The organism is Pseudomonas saliphila, from assembly GCF_008638345.1.
In the GTDB taxonomy this organism is placed as follows: Bacteria; Pseudomonadota; Gammaproteobacteria; order Pseudomonadales; family Pseudomonadaceae; genus Halopseudomonas; species Halopseudomonas saliphila.
In genome coordinates, this window is record NZ_VTVA01000038.1 from 1 (window position 1) to 6053 (window position 6053).

A 6053-nucleotide genomic window follows, 5' to 3' on the forward strand; every position below is an offset into this window, starting at 1 on the left:
CTACATATCGTCGGTCAAAGCGGGCGACGCTCTGCCGATGGATTCTCTATTGGCGTTATGGTGAGGGTGGGGCTGAATCTCCTACAGTCCGTACCGAACGGTCGGAAGGGTCGTTTGCCCCTCCACCCTGACAGGTCCATTTTGGACCTGCAGGAAAACCATACAAGTGTCGACCCCGGCACGACGGCGTCCCCAGGACGCCCCGGTTTTTGGGCTGCTCGGTTGGCTGGCTTTCAGCCAGCGTCGCTCCGAGGGCGAAGCTCCTACGGGTTGGTATCCACTCAAAGTGAGCAAACTGGCATCGGCCATGATATTTCCCAGGAAAGCACCAACCTCCGAGCAAGAAGCGGCTCCCCTGGGAACGTTCGAGCACCAGCTCGTACCCTTGGGGTAGTGGGCCGCACGCCATCGATAGAGCAGCCAACTCAGGGTCTGATTGCTATTTTTTTGCATAGATAATCGACTATTATCCGATTATCCATGTAAAAAACGTCAAAGGTGCGCGCTTGAACAAACAAATTCGGTCCTTGGGCAGTATTCCCTTTAATCATGGAACGCTTCTGTCTTATCTAAGGGAATACCGCAGACCCAACGACAAAATTGCCCACATGCTGGCAAGCGGTGATCTCCTGCAGCTTAAAAAAGGGCTGTATGTTTTGGGTACCGAACATCGTACCTCCGCGGTCTCATTACCCCTGGTCGGCAACCTCCTATACGGCCCGTCATATGTCTCTCTGGACTTCGCATTGTCCTGGCACGGCTTGATCCCTGAAGGCGTATTTGAAGTCAGTTCGGTCACGACGCGCCGTGCTCGCCGATACGATACGCCGCTGGGCAGGTTCTCCTATACGCGTACCTTCGCCGACCTGTACGGCATCGGCATTGTGATGGAGCGTAATCCGGACGACAGCCATTTTCTGATAGCCAGCCCGGAGAAAGCCTTGTGCGACAAAGTGCTCTTCACCCGTAACCTGCGCGCTACAACAGCCCGAACGATGCACGTTTTTCTGGAGGACGACTTGAGAATTGATTTTCACGTGCTGAGTAAGTTGAACCTGGAGCCGTTCCACCAGTGTTTGGCCACAGGCCACAAACCACGGCAGCTGCGAGCCCTGTGCAAAGTGTTGGAGGGTTTCAAATGAAAGTGATTGAGCAGATGCTGCAGCGTTACCCTCAGGACAGCAACGAGGCGCGTACTCATGCGTTGCGTGAGGTGATGCAGCAAATCGCGCTTGCCGGGTTATATCGTGGCGGATTTTTTGACGTGGCTGCATTTTACGGCGGTACATGCCTGCGCATTTTCCACGAGCTGCCGCGGTTTTCGGAAAGCCTGGACTTCTCCCTGTTGCAGCCAAACCCCGGCTTTGCTCTTGACCCTTATTTCAATGCAATGCAGTCAGAGTTTGCCCCCTTTGGTTTTGAAGTGGAGATCTCGGCGAAGCCGAAGGCTGCCAGATCTGATATTGCTTCGGCCTTTTTGAAGAAAACTGCCAGCGTGTATGACCTGCGCATCGCCGGTGAGAAACTTATCAAAATCAAGTTCGAAGTGGATACCGATCCACCGCTGGGCTTCGTCCATGAGGAAAAGCTGCTTTTGCAGCCGTACTCGTTCTACGTTAAATGCTTTGCTCTGCCAGATCTTTTTGCCGGAAAGATGCATGCACTGTTGTTTCGGCGGTGGAAAAATCGGGTCAAAGGCAGGGATTGGTTCGACATTGAATGGTACATCCGTCGAGGCTGCCCCTTAAGTCTGGAGCACTTTGCCGAAAGGGCCAGGCAGAGCGGTGATCTGGATGGTGAAGTCCTGACAGAGGAAGCTTTTTTGGGAATGCTTGAAGCACGCATTCGCTCACTTGATGTTGAATCCGCAAGAAAAGATGTGGCGCGCTTTATCAAGACTCGGGCGCAGCTGGATATCTGGTCGCAGGACTATTTCTTACAGCTCATTCGGATGATTCGTTTTCAGTAGCAGGTTTTGCCCCCCCCCACCCTGACAGGTCCATTTTGGACCTGCCGGAAAACCATACAAGTGTCGCCTCGGGGCGCCGAATCGTCGGGACGACGGCGTCCGCAGGGCGCCCCGGTTGTAGGCTTGCTCGGTTGGCTGGCTTTCAGCCNCGGAAAACCATACAAGTGTCGCCTCGGGGCGCCGAATCGTCGGGACGACGGCGTCCGCAGGGCGCCCCGGTTGTAGGCTTGCTCGGTTGGCTGGCTTTCAGCCAGCGTCGCTCCGGGGTCGAAGCTCCTACGGGTTGGTGTCCACTCAGAGTGAGCAAACTGGCCTCGGCTAGCGGTTTTCGTAGGAGTGTCGACCACGGCACGACGGCGTCCGCAGGACGCCCCGGTTGTGGGGTTGTTCGGTTGGCTGGCTTTCAGCCAGCGTCGCTCCGGGGTCGAAGCTCCTACGGGTTGGTGTCCACTCAGAGTGAGCAAACTGGCTTCGGCTAGCGGTTTTCGTAGGAGTGTCGACCACGGCACGACGGCGTCCGCAGGACGCCCCGGTTGTGGGGTTGTTCGGTTGGCTGGCTTTCAGCCAGCGTCGCTCCGGGGTCGAAGCTCCTACGGGTTGGTGTCCACTCAGAGTGAGCAAACTGGCTTCGGCTAGGGTTTTCGTAGGAGCGCCGCCCTCGCCGCGACGGCGTCCGCAGGGCGCCTTGGTTGTGGGGTTGCTCGGTTGACTGGCTTTCAGCCAGCGTCGCTCCGGGGTCGGAGCTCCTACGGGTTGGTGCTCGCTCAGAGTGAGCAACTGGCCTCGGCCATGATATTCGCCAGGAAGACAGCGATCCCAGAGTGGGAAGCGGTCCCCTGGGAACGTTCGAGCACCAGCTCGTACCCTGGGGGTGTAGCGCGCCTGCGCTACGCCAAAGCCCGCAGCAACACCAACCCTCGCAAGCCAACCCCAGCGATCCTCAGCTACACTCCAACCACCCCAAGCAAAAGGACTTGCTAACATGCCAACTCAATACCCCTACATTCAACACCACGGCGCCGTAAAAGGCGTTACCGGCTCCTGCCACCAGCTATGGCTCTCCTCAACGGCCAGCCTGCTCATCGATTGCGGCCTATTCCAGGGCGCAGAAACCTCAGGCAACGGCGCAGACGCCAACAACCTCCACGTCGAATTCAACCTAGACACCGTCAAAGCCCTGATCGCCACCCACGTACACATCGACCACATCGGCCGCTTACCCTGGCTCATCGCGGCAGGCTTCAAAGGCCCGATCCACTGCACAGAACCCTCCGCGCTACTCATGCCTACCGTACTGGAAGACGCCTTCATGGTCGGCGTTAAACGTGACGCCACACTGGCCGACCGATTCGTCGGCCTGGTGGAACAGCGCCTCCAAGGCCATTCCTACAAAACATGGATAACTTTGATCGAAGAGCCAGAGCTAACCTGCCAAATTCGCTTCCAAAGGGCAGGGCACATACTCGGCTCTGCCTATGTCGAATGCGATATCCATTACCCAGCCACCGGCCTCAAGCGCCGCATCGTCTTCTCCGGTGACCTGGGCGCACCCCACGCCCCGATGCTACCCGCTCCGAAACCACCACACCGCGCCGACGTTGTCGTGTTGGAAAGCACCTACGGCAACCGCAATCACGAAGACCGGCGCACCCGCCAGGCCCGACTCAAGCAGGTGCTGGAACAAGCCCTGCAAGACGGTGGCACGGTATTGGTTCCAGCCTTCAGCATCGGCAGAACGCAAGAGCTGCTGTACGAGCTGGAGGACATACTCAGTACCGGAACCTGGCCGAAGCTGCCGATCATCCTCGATGCACCACTAGCCACCAAATTCACCGCCCTGTACCGCGAGCTAAAACCCTACTGGAACGACGAAGCTCTCAAGCGCGTCAGCCAAGGCCGTAAGCCCTTGACCTTCGATCAGCTATTAACCACAGAGAGCCACGCCCAGCACCTGGCCATGGTCAACCGCCTGGCGCACACCTTTCAACCAGCGGTCGTTATCACCGGCAGCGGGATGTGCAACGCCGGACGCATCATCAATTATCTCAAGGCCATGCTCGGCGATCCGCGGCATAACGTATTGTTCGTCGGCTATCAAGCACAGGGCACACCCGGACACGCAATCCAGCAATACGGCCCCAGAGGCGGCTTTGTGGACCTGGATGGCGAGCGGCTCGATATCAATGCCGGCGTTCATACGATTGGCGGCTACTCAGCGCACGCCGATCAAAAAGGCCTGGTCCAATTCATCACCGGTATGCGCCACGGTCCGGAGGAGGTCAGGCTGGTGCATGGCGACGCAGAGGCCAAACAAGCCTTGGCTGCAAAGCTTATGCAGCACCCGAGAGTCAAGGGCAAAGCAATGAAGGTGATGATCCCTTAACCAAAATGAGGCTCCCGGTTAGCGGGCGGGCATTGTTCGGGCATCGGCAGCGTCCTGAAACTGGCGTAGCGCAGGCGCACTACACCCCCAGGAGAGCACCGCAGATTTGCTTGGGGTTGCCTGCCGTGCGCCTCGGGCCGCGTCCGGACGCGCCGACGAAGCACCAGCGCACCGGGAATTGACATAGAAATACCGCGCTGGGCTAACCCCTGGGGGTGTAGTGCGCCTGCGCTACGCTGAATCCGTCCGCCACACACCGCAGCCCCGCCCATACNTGAATCCGTCCGCCACACACCGCAGCCCCGCCCATACCCGCGCCCAAAAACGCCAGCACGCCAATGAAGGTGACCATCCCTAGGTAAGAAGAGAGCTGGTTCAATCGATCACGTGATACCAACTCTGGCACGCTGTGTTGCATCGCAATGAACGGCAGGTTAGAAAATTGGTTGCCCGAATAGCGCCAACTTGCCGCCGCATGCGTCTGAAACCTGCCGCTACGCTTGACTTGCCACAACGCAGTCCTTGTCAAACACGCGGCAAAACGTCTAGCACGCCCCCATCCGCGCATCAAGCTTGAACTTTTTCCGCTTGTATCGATCGCCCCTCGACAGTAAGATGCCCGCCTGTTGCACGGCGCTATTCTGGTCCCGGATTATGGTCCGTTCGCCGTGCGGGTTATCAATGAATGCGCAGTCGCCGGGTAGCTCCGGAAGCAGGATAGGATGCCAAACACCTTCATCAGCACGCCCCAGTGGTACGTGGTCCAGTGCAAGTCGAGGCAGGATGCCCGCGCTGAAGACAATCTTCGCAACCAGCATATTCCCTGTTATCGCCCCGTGCGCGCTGTTGAAGCGATCCGCCACGGCAAGCGTGTGCTCATCGATGAAGCACTCTTCCCCGGTTACGTGTTCGTGCATCTCTGCCGTCTGACCGACAGCTGGCACACCATCCGCTCGACGCGCGGCGTGCTGCGCCTGGTGACCTTCGCCAATTATCCCGTACCCATTGCTTCCGGCCTGATCGACGACATCAAACAGCGCCTGGCCGTCACGACCGACCAACCCCTGTTCAAACCCGGCAACCACGTCACCCTGACCGAAGGCCCCTTCAGGGACCTGGACGCCATCTTCAGCAAAGCCGATGGCGAGGAGAGGGTGATCATTCTGCTGAATGTACTGCAGCGCCAGCAGACCCTGAGCGTCCCGTTAAAAAGCATCAGAGCCGCAGACTAACCCGAACACCTGACACATAGACGGATTAACCTCCGTCCGGCTCCGCCATTGCCTAAAGCACTCACCAGGCCCGCAGAGTCAGAAAAAACCCGAAACACCTGTTCTCAAGAAACCAACAGAAAATCTTGTGGCGGTAGCGTGTCTGAAGAAGAAATAGCTACAGCTACAACGGTTTAGCAGTGATCTTCCGTGGGAGCGTCGCCCCCGGCGCGACGGCGTCCGAAGGACGCCCTGGGGTGGTTAACCAAAGCACGCAACACCAACAACTGAAAACCAAAGGCGTCCTAACGGACACCATCGCCGCGAGTCGCGCCTCCCACAATGTACGTCGATGTTTACGACAACGTCTGCGCGGGCTGCAGACTGTGCAATACCGGACCAAGAGCAATATCGTCAAACATACAACCTAGCTTTCCGTAGGAAATGAGATGGACCCGTCCCACCTTGTGCCATGATTGAGTTTGTCCAC

General features: G+C 57.9%; 4 protein-coding genes. All 4 read left to right on the plus strand.

All coding sequences use genetic code 11. The features are described 5' to 3' along the window. The first annotated feature begins 506 nt into the window (after nucleotides 1-506). The 4 genes from FHK95_RS19770 (at nucleotide 507) to rfaH (ending at nucleotide 5584) form a co-directional block, all read left to right on the plus strand. Nucleotides 507-1142 carry a type IV toxin-antitoxin system AbiEi family antitoxin domain-containing protein gene (locus FHK95_RS19770; RefSeq protein WP_150306355.1) on the plus strand — a complete coding sequence of 212 codons (636 nt, stop codon included), beginning with the start codon at nucleotides 507-509 and terminating at the stop codon, nucleotides 1140-1142. Further along, complete coding sequence (locus tag FHK95_RS19775) at nucleotides 1139-1969, plus strand: nucleotidyl transferase AbiEii/AbiGii toxin family protein (RefSeq protein ID WP_206668639.1); 831 nt, start codon at nucleotides 1139-1141, stop codon at nucleotides 1967-1969. The genes FHK95_RS19770 and FHK95_RS19775 overlap by 4 nt, the downstream gene beginning before the upstream one ends. A 982-nt stretch (nucleotides 1970-2951) precedes the next feature. Next, nucleotides 2952-4352, plus strand: coding sequence for an MBL fold metallo-hydrolase RNA specificity domain-containing protein (locus tag FHK95_RS19780; protein WP_150306356.1), 1401 nt, complete (start codon nucleotides 2952-2954; stop codon nucleotides 4350-4352). Between the two features lie 722 nt (nucleotides 4353-5074). Continuing rightward, the gene (rfaH, locus tag FHK95_RS19785) at nucleotides 5075-5584 is read left to right on the plus strand and encodes a transcription/translation regulatory transformer protein RfaH (protein ID WP_150306357.1); all 510 of its coding nucleotides are present in this window, start codon (nucleotides 5075-5077) and stop codon (nucleotides 5582-5584) included. The last annotated feature ends 469 nt before the right edge of the window (nucleotides 5585-6053 follow it).